This is a genomic window from Flaviramulus aquimarinus (assembly GCF_039543205.1).
In the GTDB taxonomy this organism is placed as follows: Bacteria; Bacteroidota; Bacteroidia; order Flavobacteriales; family Flavobacteriaceae; genus Flaviramulus_B; species Flaviramulus_B aquimarinus.
Window position 1 is genome coordinate 810839 of the sequence record NZ_BAABJH010000001.1, and the last position, 15712, is coordinate 826550.

Here is a 15712-nt window from a genome sequence, read left to right on the forward strand (position 1 = left end):
TAATGAAATATTATATTATTGCTGGAGAAGCGTCGGGTGATTTACATGGCTCAAACCTAATGAAAGCATTGCAAAATCAAGATGTAAATGCAGATATTAGATTTTGGGGTGGCGACCTTATGCAATCTGTTGGCGGTACATTAGTAAAGCATTATAAAGAACGGGCATTTATGGGGTTTATTGAAGTTATCATGAACCTCTCAAAAATCTTTAAGGACTTTTCTATTTGTAAAAACGATATAAAACAATTCAACCCCGATGTTATTGTTTTTATTGATAATTCAGGATTCAATTTGCGTATAGCCAAATGGGCAAAACAGGAAGGTTTTAGAACCAATTATTATATTTCGCCACAGGTTTGGGCCTCTAGAGCCAGCAGAGTTAAAGCCATAAAACGCGATATTGATGCTATGTACGTCATTTTACCTTTTGTTGAACCTTTTTATAAAAAACATGGCTATGAGGTTACATTTGTTGGACATCCTCTAATTGACGCCATAGCCAATAGAAAACAAGTTAATGACATTCAATTTAAAGAACAGCACAAATTAGGAGATAAACCCATAATAGCGTTACTCCCTGGAAGCAGAAAACAGGAAATAACAAAAATGCTTGCTGTGATGCTGAGTTTGGTTAACGACTATCCTAACTATCAATTTGTTATTGCTGGTGCACCTAGTCAAGATTACAGTTTTTATGAAACTTTTATAAAATCTTATGACGTTAGATTTATTTCAAACAAAACCTATGATTTACTGAGTATTTCCACTGCTGCTTTAGTCACTTCGGGAACGGCTACTTTAGAAACTGCTTTGTTTAAAATTCCGCAAGTGGTTTGCTACAAAGGTAGTACTGTTTCGTACTATATTGCCAAACGTATCATCACTTTAAAATTTATTTCATTAGTAAATTTAGTTATGGACAGAGAAGTTGTTACTGAACTCATACAGAATGATTTCAACAAAAAAAGACTCAAGGCGGAATTGGATAAAATCTTGAATCCCGAATCACGTAAAAAACTATTTTTAGATTATTATGAATTGGAAAAAGCTTTGGGTGGAAAAGGTGCTAGTAAAAAAACAGCTAAATTAATCTACAAGTCTATTAAATCTTAATGCTTTAGATGAAAAAAATAGCTTTAATATTTATATTAATCTTAAGTTTTAGCAGTTGTAAATCATCAAAACTCACAACAAACAAAAAAGCTGTTTCCACAAAAAATATCGCCAAAAAGCATAAAAGTAAAACCTCAGAAATCAATTCAAAAGTATTAAAACTGCCTACATCCAGGACAGATAATATTATAGGCTACGCACAACAGTTTAAGGGTGTTCGCTACAAATGGGGTGGCACGACAAAAACTGGTATGGATTGCTCTGGTTTAGTTTATGAATCTTTTAAATCCTATGATGTTTTTCTGCCAAGGATATCTAGGGATATGGCTAAAAAAGGCTATAAGATTTCATTAAAAAAAATACTTAAAGGTGATTTGTTGTTTTTCAAAACTGGAAACCGAAGAAACGCTATTAACCATGTGGGTTTAGTTGTTGACATTAAAGATAACAACATAAAATTCATACATGCAACGACTAGCAAAGGTGTTATTGTGTCTGGTCTAAACGAAACTTACTGGCTAAAAGCATTCCACGAAGCTAGACGGATTTTATAAGGTATTTATTCTTACAAGTGTATGCAACTACTCAATTTCACAATAATTAAGTTAACAATTTGCCTTATTATAGGCGTTGTTATTGGTTATTTAATTGATATACCTCTTAAGACATCTTTACTTCTATCCACTTCGTTATTAACTATTTTGTTTATCTTTTATTTGGTTGCAAAAAAGCAATTTATAAAAACTATTTGGTTTGGCCTTTTTGCTTTTGGTTTAATGATTTCAATTGGAATACTAACTACTAATATCCATAATCAAAAAAACTTTTCTAACCATTATACTCAGGAACTTTTAACTGAAAAAGATACTTTAAAAACCATTACTTTTAGAATTAAAGAAGTCTTAAAATCCAATACTTATTATAACAAATATATTATTGATATTCTAAAAGTTAATACTAAAGAAGTCAGTGGAAAATCGCTTTTAAACATTGCGAAAGATTCACTTCAAACACCTTTAAAGGTTGATGCAATTTTTATAAGCAAAACAGCGTTTAACGATTTAACGCACCCTTTGAATCCTCATCAATTTGATTACAAAAATTTTTTAGATAAAAAATATATTTACCATCAACTCTATGCAACAAATGAATCGCTTTTATATGTCGAATCCGACACACAAACTTTACTGGGTTTAGCTGATAACACCCGTCAATACATCAATAAAAAGCTAAAACCTTACAACTTCAAACCAAATGAGCGTTCCATAATTAACGCCCTTTTATTAGGACAACGACAAGAGCTTAGCAAGGACATATACAACAGTTATACCAATGCTGGCGTCATCCATATATTAGCAGTTTCAGGCTTACATGTGGGGATTATTTTATTAATCTTAAGTTTTGTTTTAAAACCTTTAGAACGTTTTAAACATGGAAAACTTATAAAAACAATACTTCTAGTAAGTATGCTATGGAGCTTTGCCTTAATAGCTGGACTTTCGCCTTCTATAACGCGTGCGGTAACTATGTTTAGTATTGTCGCCATTGCTCTAAACCTAAAAAGGCCAACCAACATATACAACACATTAGCCATTAGTGTGTTTATTATTTTGCTTTTTAAACCCTTGTTTATATTTGATGTTGGGTTTCAGTTAAGTTATTTGGCAGTTTTCTCTATTGTTAGCCTTGACCCAATTTTATACAAATTATGGGTTCCTAAAAACAAAATTATTGATTTTTACTGGCACACGTTTACAGTAACCATGTCTGCACAGATTGGAATTATTCCGTTAAGTTTATTTTATTTTCATCAATTCCCAAGTTTGTTTTTTATTTCAAATTTGGTCATTATTCCTTTTTTAGGTGTCATTTTAGGATTTGGTATACTTGTTCTTGTTCTCGCGGTTTTAAATCTACTTCCTCAATTAGTTTCAAATATCTACGGAAGTATTATTAGCTTCATGAATAATTTTGTAAAATGGATTTCTACTCAAGAATCATTTTTATTTAAAGATATTCCATTTAGCTTCTTATATGTTTTAGTTTCATATTTTCTGATTATTTCGTTTATTAGGTTCTTAATTAAAAAGAACTATTCAACTTTAAGAGTCTTTTTGGTTGTTGTATTAGTTGCTCAAATTAGTGTTATTTACACCAACTACAATAAACCCTCAAATGCATTTATAGTATTTCATAAAAGCAAACATAGCCTTTTAGGAAACCTACAAAACAATACAATTTTAGTATCGCATGATTTGGATAGCTTAACAAAATTAAAAAATAACACGATTAAAGATTATGCTGTTGGGAACCATTTTAAAAACAATAAAGAAGTGCCGATGCAACCTATTTATCAACTTAAAAATAAAACACTTTTGATTGTTGATAGCTTAGGCGTTTATAATGTAAAATTGTTTAAACCTGATTATATTTTACTTAGGCAATCGCCAAAAGTAAATTTAAATCGGCTAATAGACTCCATTAAACCTCAACAGATTATTGCAGATGGCAGCAATTACAAATCGTACGTTGCACGATGGGAAACTATTTGCAAAAAAAGAAAGCTCCCTTTTCACCAAACAGGTAAAAAGGGAGCTTTCATTATAGATTATTAAACTATTTAACTACTTCCTTTAATAATATTGTTTGCAACAGCCAACCATTTTTGAGCCCCACCACGAACAAAACCAGTTTTACCTAGGCTTTTTAAATTCTTCCTGCCTTCTGGATTTTTTTCGGGTTGGACAATATGTACTGTTGGGTAACCTCTTACTTGAAACATGCCTTGTAATTGTCTGTTTTGGGCCTTAAGCGTTTCTTCTTGTGGTGTTCTTCTAGGAAAATCCAGTTCTACTAAAACCACATTATCATTCGCCCATTTTTCAAAATCTGAAGTTTTAAAAACCTCATTTTGTAATTTGATACACCAACCACACCAATCTGACCCTGTAAAGAACAAGAAGAGTTTTTTATTTTCTTTAGTAGCAATATCAAATGCTTTTTCCATGTCCGTATGCCAAGTCAATCTCTCTTGGGCAATACTGCTGGCAGATATCAAAACAGCCAAAAACAATGTAAATAATACTTTTTTCATAACAGTTTAAGTTGCAAAAGTTGTTCCGAACTTACAAAAAATGAGCTAAACCAAGGCTTATTTGAATATTTTTTAACGTTTTTTTCGATTAACGGACACCATGCATCAGCTTTTTAAGAACTGGATTTAGTACCATGGACACTAAACCAACCCCCATGGGCACTAAAGTAAATATTAAAAAGAAAGTACTTAACGAGTATTGTTCGGTAATTTTATCGATCATACCCCCCATGGTTCCTGCTGCCTTTTGACCAATAGCAATTGCTAAATACCAAATTCCAAACATAAATCCAATCATTCGCCCAGGCACCAGTTTACTTAAATACGATAAACCTACTGGTGAAATACACAACTCGCCCATGGTATGAAACAAATAAGCTAGAATTAAAAAAATCATACTTACAGAAGCTGTTTTGGCACCTTGTGGAATGCCTATTGTTCCAAATACCAATATACCAAACCCTAGGCCTAACAAAATAAGACCTATACCATATTTCATAGCTACACTAGGGTTATATTTACTTTCCCACCATTTGGAAAACAGAGGTGCTAATGTGATTATAAAAAATGAATTTAAAATCCCAAACCACGATGCACCAACCTCGGTGGTTTCCTTGCTAAACTCATTATTTATTTTATAAAACACCACATACCATAAAAAAACAAATGTTGCTCCTAGCACGATATTCGAATAGGGTATTTTTGAATATGTTTTCTTAAAAAGTAAATACAATACCCATGTTATAATTGCTAAAGGCACTATGGTTAGTATAGTATCTATAATTTTAAATATTAATGCTGAATTTCCTGTTAATGCTCTTGCTGTGTAATCTCTTGCAAAAAGGGTCATAGACCCTAAAGATTGCTCAAAAGCTCCAAAGAAAAAAACAGTAAAAATTCCAAAAATAGATACTGCTATTATTTTATCTCTAATTATGGCATCATATCTAGACATTCTAGAGATAATTAGATACAAAAACAATATTAAAGCTATTAAAACAGTTGCACTGGAACCATCCAAACCACCTAAGTTAAAAGGCAGCATATTTATATTACCAATTTTTGACATGGGGTCGTTAAACAGGTACAACAACCCTCCTAACGCAGATAAGACTATTAGTATTTTATCCAATGTTGTAAACGGGTTTAGTTTTTTTGTAGCCGATGTGTTATGATCTTTTGGAGCTTCTTCAGTAATATTTTGAGGCAATTCAACTTCATGAACTTTTGAAGGGCGCTCCCCAATTTGACCAAATAAATCTTTAGCCAACCAAAATTGGATTAATCCACCAAGCATAAATATCCCGGCCAATCCAAACCCGTAACTCCATCCAATATTTTCCGCTAAATACCCGCAAAGCATCATTCCGAAAAAAGCACCAGCATTTACACCCATGTAATATATGGTGTAAGCACCATCCTTTTTAGCTTCTTTTCCTTTATACATTTCTGAAATCATAGAAGTCATATTAGGCTTAAAAAACCCAGTTCCAATTACCAATAATGCCAAACCTAGATATAATGACCATGTGGTTTCAAAAACCATGGCTAAATGACCAAGCATCATAATAAAACAGCCTATAATTACAGCCCATTTATAACCCGTTATTTTATCAGCAATGTAGCCCCCAACTATTGGGGTTAAATACAAAAGCGAAGAATACGTACCTATTAAAGCTAAAGCATTTTCGCGTGACCATTCCCAACCTGGATTATCACTTAAATATGGTGCTGTTAAAAATAAAACTAAAAGAATTTTCATTCCATAAAATGAAAAACGTTCCCACATTTCTGTAAAAAAGATAACAAATAAACCTGCTGGGTGCCCTATAACTTTATCTTTAAAAAGATTTTCAATATCTGTGTTCATAAAAAACTTTAATGGTTAGTGTAGAAAAACCCTCTAAATTAAGGGTTTTGAATATTTTTTTAATTGTCTGCTAACTCGAAGCCTTCAGCTTCTTCATTCTTTAAAATACGTTCACTTTCTTCGGCTCCATGTGTTAAACGCTTAAGTGGTTTTAAAATCACTATAAATAAAAGGCCAAAAACGACTGTAAAAACGACTATTCCAGAAAAAATGGTAAGTTCTCCAAATTCACTAGCAGACTCTCCTACTAGTCCAGCAACTTTGTTACCTAAACCTGTAGCCGCAAAATAAACTCCCATCATTAAAGAAGCATACTTAACCGGTGCTAATTTAGTGATAAAAGATAGTGCCACTGGCGAGATACATAACTCCCCTATAGTATGAAACAAATACGCCAACACTAACCAAACCATACTTGATGTACCTGATTTATCAAATTCCATGGCTGCAAACACCATAAACAGGAACCCAAAGCCCATAATAATTATACCAAGGGCCATTTTAAATAATGAGGAGGCTTCTCGTCCTTTAAGCTTTCGTTTTGCCCAAATACTAGCAATTAGTGTGGCAAAAAGTATAATAAACCCTGCATTTAAACTTTGAAACATTACTGTAGGGATTTCCCATCCAAATAACATTCGGTCTGTTTTTGTATCCGTATACAAATTCATTAATCCACCTGCTTGTTCGAATGCTCCCCAAAATATGATAACCATAATAAATGACAATAACAACACCAAAAAACGGTCTTTGTATACTTGAGAATCTAATTCTTTATAAATCATAATTAATAATGCTGAAATTGCTGTTAAGAATATAAACAACAAGCCAAACCCCCATTCTAAAGTAAACCAACCATAAATAGAAAGTAAAAACAAAATCCCTACTATAGTTAATTGTTTAGGTGAACTAAAAAGTTTTGAATACAGCGCACCGTATGACACCTCATTTTCATCATTTTTAGTTGAAATAAAATTACCAACTTCCTTTAAATACTTTTGACCGCCCACATAATTAATCAAACCTAAAACCATAACAACCCCAGCCAATCCAAAACCAGCATGCCAACCCCATTTAGCAACAACCAATCCAACAGTCATTGTTGCTAAAAGTGACCCTAAATTAATACCGATATAAAATATACTAAAGCCTTTGTCTCGTCTTATATCGCCTTCTTTGTAAAGTCCTCCAACCATTGTGGATATATTTGGTTTTAATAAGCCTACACCAAGAATAACCAAGCCTAGCCCTGTATAAAATGCCCAAATGTCTGTGAGTACCAAAACACCATGACCCAAACATAGTACTATAGCCCCAACTAGAACGGCTTTTTTTTGTCCAATCAGTTTATCTGCTATCATTCCTCCAGGTATAGACATCACATAAACCAGCATGGTATACCATCCATAAAGCGCTAAAGCTTCTTGACTTGTCCAACCTAAACCAGCACCTCTGGCGTCATCACCTAATGTAGACGATGTCATGTATAAAACCAATAATGCTCGCATGCCGTAATAAGAAAAACGTTCCCACATTTCTGTTAAAAATAAAACATACAAACCTATTGGTTGTCCAAAAAGTTCTTTTTGATGTGGTTGTAATACCGTAGTTGCCATATATAATTATGTTGATTAGTTAGTTATCCTTTAATCTTTACTTCTTTAACTTTATCTTCTTCTTGCTTTTCAATTTTATCTCCAAGTGTTTCGTTAATAAAGTTTGTCATTTTTTTATACAAATGAAGCCTTGTATTTCCTCCATAAACACCATGATTTTTGTCGGGATATACCGCCCAATCAAACTGTTTATCAGCTTGAATTAAAGCTTCAGCTAAACGCATTGTATTTTGTAAATGCACATTATCATCGGCAGACCCATGAACCAGAAGGAAATCGCCTTTTAATTTACCGACATGATTTATTGGCGAATTATCATCATAACCACTCGCATTTTCCTGAGGCGTAGTCATATAACGTTCTGTATAGATTGTATCATAAAAACGCCAACTACTTACGGGTGCAACAGCTATTGCCATTTTAAACACATCATGACCTTTAAACAAGCAATTACTACTCATAAAGCCTCCGTAACTCCAACCCCAAATCCCTATTCTGCTGGCATCAATATAAGGCAAAGCACCTAACTGTTTTGCTGCGGCTATTTGGTCTTCAACTTCATACTTTCCTAATTCGTTTTGTGTAACCTTTTTAAAAGCGGCGCCCTTAAACCCCGTTCCACGTCCATCAACACACACTACAACATAACCTTGTTGCGCTAAATGTTGATACCAATAATCATTAGCACTGTTCCATTGGTTAGCAACTTGCTGAGACCCAGGACCAGAATATTGATACATTAATAAAGGATATTGTTTAGAGGCATCAAAATCTGCTGGCTTAATCATCCACATGTTTAAATCGTTACTATTAACCTGAATGGTACTAAACTCTTTTTTTGATGTTTTATAATCTGAAAGGTTTTGGGATAACACATCATTATCCTTAATGCTTTTAATTAAATTTCCTGAGGCTGCACTATTCAAACTATATTCTGGCGGTGTAGTTGCACTTGAAAATGTATTTATAAAAAAAGAAAAGTCGGCACTAAACGCTGCACTATTTGTGCCTTCACTTTTAGTAAGTCTCGTTTTATTTCTGCCGTTTAACTTAATAGAGTATACATCTCTATTTATGGAACCATTTTCTACGGATTGATAGAAAATAGTGTTGTTTTTTTCGTCGTACCCATAATAATTGGTTACTTCCCAATTCCCTTTAGTGACTTGATTAATCAGCTTTCCATTTTTATCATAATGGTATATGTGATTATAACCATCTTTTTCGCTCGTCCAAATAAAACTATGGTCCTTTAAAAACGTTAAATTATCTGTGACATCAACATAAGCTTCATCTTTTTCGGCTACAACTAATTTAGAAGTATTGGTTTTGGCGTTTACCATCCATAAATCCAATTCATTTTGATGTCTGTTAATATATTGTGCACTTAACACATCTGGGTTATTGGTCCACTTTATGCGTGGAATATAAAAATCATTATAAGCTTTATCAACTTTAACCGCTTTAGTTATTTTGGTTTCTAAGTCATAAAGGTGAAGGGATACAACAGAGTTCGCTTCTCCTGCCTTAGGATATTTAAAGACTTGCTGTGTTTGATAAAGTTCTGAGCCGTAAATATCCATAGAGAATTCAGGCACCTTAGCTTCATTAAATCGAATAAATGCTATTTTGTTACTATCAGCATTCCAATCAAAAGCTCTAACAAAAGCAAATTCTTCTTCATAAACCCAATCGGTAATTCCATTAATGATTTCATTTTTTTTGCCATCAAATGTTATTTGAACAGTTTCATTAGAACTCAAATCTTTTACAAACAAGTTATTATCTCTAGCAAAAGCAATTTTTTTCCCATCTGGTGAAAACGTTGATTCTTGAATTTTGTCTTCTGAAATTAAGGATAAAGATTCGTCATCAACATGATATATATAATAATTTCCTAATGATGAGCGACGGTATATAGGCACTTCGTTAGTGGCTAAAATGACTTGACGTTCATCATCACTAAACGTATAATCTGTAAAATAAGGAATGGCATCAAGGTTTGCAGAACTTACTAACGTTTTTACCTTTTTAAGGGTTTTATAATCATATATATCTATAGATGTGCTTCTTGTAGCTCTATCAAAATTAAAAACAGAATACTGCTGACCGTTAGCCATGGAATGCAAAACATCCATACTTTCTGTTCTAAACGTTCCATTTTTCCATATATCTTCAAGGGTAATGTCTTTGGTTTGGGCCGATAAAATTGTAGTAATAAAAAGGCAAACGAATAGGGAAAACTTTAAGTGTTTCATGTATTATTTTATTTCTTTTCAAAAGTGATGATGTCTAACATTCACTTAATCATTGTAATGACTAATTAAATTATTTAAAAAAGGATGTTTTATCAAAAAAACTATTTATTTCACAAAATGTTGTCAAGTTTACTAAAAATTATGCAAAAAACCTCCATTATTAACACTTAAATAACGCCTTGTTCTCCTAGCTATTCAATATTCATAGCAAGAGTAGTATCTTTGCAACGCAAATTATAATATTATGAGTAAATCTGTTGCCGGCTTTTCCAAACTCTCTAAATCAAAGAAAATTGATTGGATTGTTGATACTTATTTTTCAAATGCTGAGGATGCCAAAGGTGTTTTAAAACAATATTGGAATGATAACGAAAAGCTACAACAACTTCATGATGAGTTTATTGAAAACACAATAACCAATTATTATTTACCACTCGGAGTAGCGCCTAATTTTTTAATTAACGATAGGTTATATACCATCCCTATGGCAATTGAAGAAAGTTCAGTGGTAGCTGCTGCAAGTAAGGCCGCTAAGTTTTGGTTAGATAGAGGTGGATTTAAAACTACTGTTATTTCAACGACTAAGATTGGTCAAGTTCATTTTATTTACAAAGGTGACTTCAAAAAATTAAAACAGTTTTTTAATGATGTCAAAGCAACACTTATCAAACAAACTGATGGTATCACCAATAATATGAAAAAACGTGGTGGTGGGATAATTGATATTGAGTTGCGCAATAAAACAGCAGATATTCCTAATTATTACCAGCTTCATGCATCGTTTGAAACACTAGATGCTATGGGCGCCAATTTCATAAATTCATGTTTAGAACAATTTGCCAAAACGTTTAAAAATGAAGCGTCATTATACGATTTGTTTTCTGAAGAAGAAAAACAGATAACTATCGTCATGAGTATTTTGTCCAACTATGTTCCAGATTGCTTAGTCCGAGCTGAAGTAAGCTGTAAGGTTGAAAATTTAAGCGAAAATGCATCTATTTCTGGCGAAGCCTTCGCCAATAAATTTATTCAAGCTGTTAAGATTGCTGAAATTGAACCTTACCGCGCCGTTACTCATAATAAAGGTATTATGAACGGTATTGATGCTGTAGTTTTAGCCACTGGCAACGACTTTAGAGCGGTTGAAGCTGGCGTACATGCCTACGCGTCTAGAAACGGAAGCTATAGCAGTTTAACACATGCCAAAGTTGAGCATGGAATTTTTACATTTTGGATAGAAATCCCTCTAGCCTTAGGAACCGTTGGCGGACTTACTGGTTTACACCCTTTAGTAAAACTAGGTTTGGAATTGTTACACAAACCATCTGCAAAAGAACTCATGCAAATTGTGGCTGTAGCCGGATTGGCTCAAAACTTTGCTGCGCTTCGTTCTTTAACAACAACGGGGATTCAACAAGGACACATGAAAATGCATTTGATGAATATTTTAAATCAGTTTGAAGCTAATGATGCTGAAAAACAAACCTTAACCGAATATTTCAAAAATAACCCTGTTACCCATGGTGCTGTTACCGATGCCATTAATAAGTTAAGACAATAGATAAACGTGGCTTCGACTGCGCTCAGCCACCGAAAAATAAATATGATCAGAACCGATAATCGACTACGTTTATCAAAAGAAGAACAACTAAGTTCAACTACTGAAAACATAAATCATTTAACTACCGTGAACTCAAAAAATTTAAATTCTAATAACAAAGCGGCAACTGAGCGTAGTCGAAGTTATAGCAACGGGAAATTACTATTAACAGGAGAGTATGTTGTACTAGATGGCGCATTATCACTTGCAATTCCAACCAAGTATGGACAATCATTATCTATTGAACCTATAGAAGCGCCTAAACTTATCTGGACGAGTTTTGATGAAAGTGGACAAGTTTGGTTTCAAGATGAATTTATAATCAAACAAATGGTTACCTCGTTGACTCCTAAAAATGACATTTCAGATAGATTGCTTCAAATATTAAATGCTTCAAAAAAACTTAGTCCTAATTTTTTAAATACGGATAGCGGATTTAAAGTGACTACAACATTAGATTTTCCGCGACATTGGGGGCTAGGCACCTCATCCACACTACTCAATAACATAGCGCAATGGGCTCTTATTGACGCTTTTCAGCTTTTAAAACAAACTTTTGGAGGAAGTGGTTATGATATTGCTTGTGCACAATATAATACTCCTATTACATATCAGTTAGAAAATAGCAATCCTATTATAAAACAAGTTGTTTTTAACCCGCCCTTTATTGAAAACTTATATTTTGTCCATTTAAACAAAAAGCAAAATAGTCGTGATGGTATTAAACATTATCATGACCATAAAGAAAATTCAAAATCGGCAATTCGTGAGATTAATGCTATTACAGCTCAAATGACAACTTGTGATACTCTAAACCATTTTAAAACTTTAATGTTCCAACATGAAACCATTATATCAAAACTAACAAAGCAAACACCTGTCAAAAACCTTTTATTTAATGATTTTAAAGGTGCTATAAAAAGTTTAGGAGCTTGGGGTGGCGATTTTGTTTTAGTGGCTTCAAAAGAAAACCCTACTGAATACTTTAAAGAAAAAGGGTTTAAAACTGTTGTACCTTATAAAGAAATGGCTTTATAATTAGACATAAAAAAAGCTCAAACATTTAAGTTGAGCTTAATTTGTCGGGGTGGCAGGAAGCCTATCACCCTTTTCAATATACTATATATCAATCATTTATAAACTTAAAAAACAAGCTGTTAGCCGATTTGTTGACAAAACTATAAATGACCTCAAAATAAATTACTTTACTTACTGGTTTTATAAATATATAGCTTATTAAGAACCAAAACAAGGTAAACGCCTGTAAATTTTATAAAAAAACAATTAAATATGTTAATTGACAATGTTTTAATATAACAGCAGAGTATTTAAATTTATCTGAACAGATTATGAAGAACAATTATCTATAGCTATAGGTCACGCACCAAAATTAGTTCGAGAAAAATGGTATGAAAGTAATATGGTAAAAACATCTTGGAGCTTTAAAGGAGAAGGCAAAGGTTGCCGCTTAACACATATTTTAGAATGGGTATATTTCTCATTTAAGAATTATTTATGTTTTTTCTAAATTTCACAAGTTCACCCGCTGTAAGCTCCAATTTTAAATAATTTTTTCCGAAACTCCGCTTTACATGATTTTATAATTGATTATTTGAATCTTTTTTTTCTACAAACTGTACTTTCTTTTCTTTGGGGTCTTTCTCCAAAATCAGCTTTTGTTCCTTTGGTTCAAACTCCATAAACAAAGATTGCAACATCGCAGTTGTGGGTTTGTCATGGTTCTTTTCAATGTCTTTTATGATTGCGATTACTGCATTGATTCGCTTCTTAATTTTGCTCTCCAAGGTTTGCATATTTGGCCCTAAAGTTTCATTTGGCGAAATGCCATTGTCCTCAAAAAAATCAATCATTAAAAGCAAGGTCATCGATTGCGATTTGGATAATTCTTTGCAAAACTCTCGAAAACGTTGTGCTACTGAAGCTTTAATTCCAAGCTTCTCAAACCGCTCTTTTTCATATCCTTTATCCATTTTTTCTGAAAATATTTGTTGTTTTTATTGGGCTGCGAGGGGTTTTTCTGAAAAAACAATGCTTACAATTCAAAAAGAAAAACAACCAATCGCTGTTAAGCATTGATTTTACTAGTGTTTTGTAAAAACTGAAAATTGTAACATCGGCTTGCCGTGTTACCCTCTTGCTATTCCTTTTCGTCCCGATTTATCGGGACAAAAAAAATACCATTACATCCAAAAATGTAATGGCTTTTTCTGTAATATGAATTGAAATTAGATTTTTTAAGAGTACTTGGATTGAAGTTTAAAAGTATCTTTAGTAAACCGATATTTTTGTTGCAGAATATAAAATAGAAGACTAAAAAAAGACCTTTAAAAACTTAAAGATCCTGGGTTAATAATTCGATTTTAAATATTAAAAACATAGTCATAAGAATACAAATTTCTTAGAGCTTCTTCTTCCAAAAGTGTATCATATTCAATATGATGTTCTTCGGCGTAGCGTTTTAAATCATTTCCAAATTTATGCTCAACATCTTTTTTGGAAACCGAAACCAAACGTTGTTGGGTTTCGTTATCGAGGTTTGTATAATTGAGATATACCATAACACTATTTTAATATTCGCTCGGAAGCATTAGCGTATTATCTACAAAAAATAATCGCAATTCATCCAAAGGAAAATCGGTTACATTATACCTATGCGTTTCAAAAATTTTATCATTTCCATCACTATAATTAATAATGGCTTCGCATTGCTTTTCAAACTGTTCTTTTTCAGAAAGTCGCTTAAAATCAATGGTAATAAAAGAACTTCTATTTGATAAACTTTTTGCAATTACGGACGCATCTGTAATCAGCCAAAAGCATTCCGCTTCATTGGCTAAATATTTTAATCCGTCAGTAAAACGGGTTCCAATTAATGGAATTTTAAAGAACATTTCTGTGCCACAAAAATGTTGCAAATCGGCTTTTATTTTGTTAACTTTATCTTTCATTGTTTTTTCTTTTTATAAGTTAATAATGAAAAAGAGAGCGCATCTTTTGGATAGGAACGCTCTCTTTTTAATTTTCAATTATTCAGTAGCGTTTTCGCCTTTAATTCCTAAAAGCAAGATTTCATCTACGACCACTTCGGTAACATATCTTTTTTCTCCCTCTTTGGTTTCATAAGAGCGTGAGGTTAATTTTCCCTCTAGTGCTACTTCTTTTCCTTTGCCTACATATTTTTCTACGATTTCGGCAATTTTTCCCCATGCTACAATATTGTGCCATTGGGTGTTTGTCACTTTTTCTCCCTTAGAATCTTTATAAGATTCATTGGTTGCGATTGAAAATTTTGCAACTTTCTTTCCGCTTTCAAGGTTTGTGATTTCTGGCTCGTTTCCTACGTTGCCAATTAACTGTACTTTGTTTCTTAGAGTACTCATAATTAAAAAATTTAAAGATTAATATTGACCTATCTGAACTATTCAGAAAGGCTTTGTTATTGATTTACTTATTATATCCAGAGCGTTTTCCTTTTTTTGTTTTTTTAACTTTTGTTCCGCTTCCTTTTTATTGATTTTGTAAGATTTCATAAGATTCATTTTAGATTTACTTCCCATAGAGCCACCGCTGTTACCCTCTTTTTGTTGCTTGGTGCTGTTCAATATTCAGCTTTGTATAGACATATAAAAAGTGCGAAGTATGAGCCTGATTATGCTGTCGTTCAAAGCTGAATGTTGTTATTTTGCTGTCAAAAAAAGGTATGACGGTGTTGGATTACGGAAGTAATTCTAAATTCTTTGTGAAATACAAAATCACAGGAAGTGGAACAAAATGCAAATACATTTTTCCTTATTTGGCGGACTTGATTCACGCTTTTTACTTAGGATGAAGTGTTCCTTTCCAGTCCCGAAATTTCGGGACGGAAAGGGTTAACGGAATGGAAAGTCAAAAGTGTGGATTAGGTCCATGACCTTTGTTAATGAAGCTCTTTTTCTGGAATGTAGTTTTTACGGAATGGAAGGAAATGTGCTGAATGGAATGGTAAGATAATTTTCCTATTATTTGAATTTTTATTTTAAAACAGCTTCTCTTGAATATCTAGAATGCCATCGTTTTTGGAGATTTTGTTCTTTTTGAAAATAACCTTTAGAGCTTCTCTTATCATAAATCCATAGTCTTAGATTTTTTAAGAGTCCTT

Annotated in this window: 14 protein-coding genes; 5 read left to right on the plus strand and 9 right to left on the minus strand. The window is 32.8% G+C overall.

All coding sequences use genetic code 11. From position 1 onward, the window contains the following. Window positions 1-2: 2 nt before the first annotated feature. The 3 genes from lpxB to ABD941_RS03700 are packed head-to-tail and all read left to right on the plus strand — an operon-like array spanning window position 3 to window position 3730. Window positions 3-1115 (plus strand): lipid-A-disaccharide synthase, encoded by a 1113-nt coding sequence (gene lpxB / locus ABD941_RS03690; RefSeq protein ID WP_345272692.1) that lies wholly within the window; start codon window positions 3-5, stop codon window positions 1113-1115. Window positions 1116-1123: 8 nt separating this feature from the next. Then, window positions 1124-1669: a C40 family peptidase gene (locus ABD941_RS03695; protein ID WP_345272693.1), complete on the plus strand. Its 546-nt coding sequence runs from the start codon at window positions 1124-1126 to the stop codon at window positions 1667-1669. Window positions 1670-1690: 21 nt separating this feature from the next. Continuing rightward, window positions 1691-3730 (plus strand): ComEC/Rec2 family competence protein, encoded by a 2040-nt coding sequence (locus ABD941_RS03700; RefSeq protein ID WP_345272694.1) that lies wholly within the window; start codon window positions 1691-1693, stop codon window positions 3728-3730. 5 nt (window positions 3731-3735) lie between these two features. Here ABD941_RS03700 and ABD941_RS03705 read toward each other — a convergent pair whose 3' ends face one another. From ABD941_RS03705 to ABD941_RS03720, 4 genes are all read right to left on the minus strand, one after another. Then, a complete protein-coding gene (locus tag ABD941_RS03705; protein ID WP_345272695.1) occupies window positions 3736-4209 on the minus strand; it encodes a thioredoxin family protein in 474 nt (157 codons plus the stop codon). An 88-nt stretch (window positions 4210-4297) separates the two neighbouring features. Next, window positions 4298-6079 carry a peptide MFS transporter gene (locus ABD941_RS03710; RefSeq protein WP_345272696.1) on the minus strand — a complete coding sequence of 594 codons (1782 nt, stop codon included), beginning with the start codon at window positions 6077-6079 and terminating at the stop codon, window positions 4298-4300. A 59-nt stretch (window positions 6080-6138) separates the two neighbouring features. After that, window positions 6139-7695 carry a peptide MFS transporter gene (locus tag ABD941_RS03715; protein WP_345272697.1) on the minus strand — a complete coding sequence of 519 codons (1557 nt, stop codon included), beginning with the start codon at window positions 7693-7695 and terminating at the stop codon, window positions 6139-6141. A 23-nt stretch (window positions 7696-7718) separates the two neighbouring features. Further along, the gene (locus tag ABD941_RS03720; protein ID WP_345272698.1) at window positions 7719-9953 is read right to left on the minus strand and encodes a S9 family peptidase; all 2235 of its coding nucleotides are present in this window, start codon (window positions 9951-9953) and stop codon (window positions 7719-7721) included. Window positions 9954-10197: 244 nt separating this feature from the next. Here ABD941_RS03720 and ABD941_RS03725 point away from each other — a divergent pair, with 244 nt between their 5' ends. Next, entirely contained in the window at window positions 10198-11514 is a 1317-nt protein-coding gene (locus ABD941_RS03725) for a hydroxymethylglutaryl-CoA reductase, degradative (RefSeq protein ID WP_345272699.1), read from the plus strand. Window positions 11515-11556: 42 nt separating this feature from the next. Then, a complete protein-coding gene (locus ABD941_RS03730) occupies window positions 11557-12591 on the plus strand; it encodes a GYDIA family GHMP kinase (protein ID WP_345272700.1) in 1035 nt (344 codons plus the stop codon). Between the two features lie 560 nt (window positions 12592-13151). On the opposite strand, the gene ABD941_RS03735 is transcribed toward ABD941_RS03730, so the two are convergent. The 5 genes from ABD941_RS03735 to ABD941_RS03755 form a co-directional block, all read right to left on the minus strand. Then, window positions 13152-13544 (minus strand): BfmA/BtgA family mobilization protein, encoded by a 393-nt coding sequence (locus ABD941_RS03735; RefSeq protein WP_345272701.1) that lies wholly within the window; start codon window positions 13542-13544, stop codon window positions 13152-13154. Between the two features lie 390 nt (window positions 13545-13934). Beyond that, the gene (locus ABD941_RS03740) at window positions 13935-14132 is read right to left on the minus strand and encodes a hypothetical protein (RefSeq protein WP_345272702.1); all 198 of its coding nucleotides are present in this window, start codon (window positions 14130-14132) and stop codon (window positions 13935-13937) included. 9 nt (window positions 14133-14141) lie between these two features. After that, a complete protein-coding gene (locus tag ABD941_RS03745; protein ID WP_028283566.1) occupies window positions 14142-14522 on the minus strand; it encodes a DUF6876 family protein in 381 nt (126 codons plus the stop codon). 78 nt (window positions 14523-14600) lie between these two features. Next, complete coding sequence (locus ABD941_RS03750) at window positions 14601-14954, minus strand: single-stranded DNA-binding protein (RefSeq protein ID WP_282030750.1); 354 nt, start codon at window positions 14952-14954, stop codon at window positions 14601-14603. Between the two features lie 42 nt (window positions 14955-14996). Then, window positions 14997-15176, minus strand: coding sequence for a hypothetical protein (locus ABD941_RS03755; RefSeq protein ID WP_345272703.1), 180 nt, complete (start codon window positions 15174-15176; stop codon window positions 14997-14999). Window positions 15177-15712 lie beyond the last annotated feature (536 nt).

Coding starts and splice junctions, on each gene's coding strand:
- ABD941_RS03710 (WP_345272696.1), bottom strand. CDS start 6,079: ATGAACACAGATATTGAAAATCTTTTTAAAGATAAAGTTATAGGGCAC.
- ABD941_RS03740 (WP_345272702.1), bottom strand. CDS start 14,132: ATGGTATATCTCAATTATACAAACCTCGATAACGAAACCCAACAACGT.
- ABD941_RS03735 (WP_345272701.1), bottom strand. CDS start 13,544: ATGGATAAAGGATATGAAAAAGAGCGGTTTGAGAAGCTTGGAATTAAA.
- ABD941_RS03715 (WP_345272697.1), bottom strand. CDS start 7,695: ATGGCAACTACGGTATTACAACCACATCAAAAAGAACTTTTTGGACAA.
- ABD941_RS03730 (WP_345272700.1), top strand. CDS start 11,557: ATGATCAGAACCGATAATCGACTACGTTTATCAAAAGAAGAACAACTA.
- ABD941_RS03745 (WP_028283566.1), bottom strand. CDS start 14,522: ATGAAAGATAAAGTTAACAAAATAAAAGCCGATTTGCAACATTTTTGT.
- ABD941_RS03750 (WP_282030750.1), bottom strand. CDS start 14,954: ATGAGTACTCTAAGAAACAAAGTACAGTTAATTGGCAACGTAGGAAAC.
- ABD941_RS03725 (WP_345272699.1), top strand. CDS start 10,198: ATGAGTAAATCTGTTGCCGGCTTTTCCAAACTCTCTAAATCAAAGAAA.
- ABD941_RS03700 (WP_345272694.1), top strand. CDS start 1,691: ATGCAACTACTCAATTTCACAATAATTAAGTTAACAATTTGCCTTATT.
- ABD941_RS03720 (WP_345272698.1), bottom strand. CDS start 9,953: ATGAAACACTTAAAGTTTTCCCTATTCGTTTGCCTTTTTATTACTACA.
- lpxB (WP_345272692.1), top strand. CDS start 3: ATGAAATATTATATTATTGCTGGAGAAGCGTCGGGTGATTTACATGGC.
- ABD941_RS03705 (WP_345272695.1), bottom strand. CDS start 4,209: ATGAAAAAAGTATTATTTACATTGTTTTTGGCTGTTTTGATATCTGCC.
- ABD941_RS03695 (WP_345272693.1), top strand. CDS start 1,124: ATGAAAAAAATAGCTTTAATATTTATATTAATCTTAAGTTTTAGCAGT.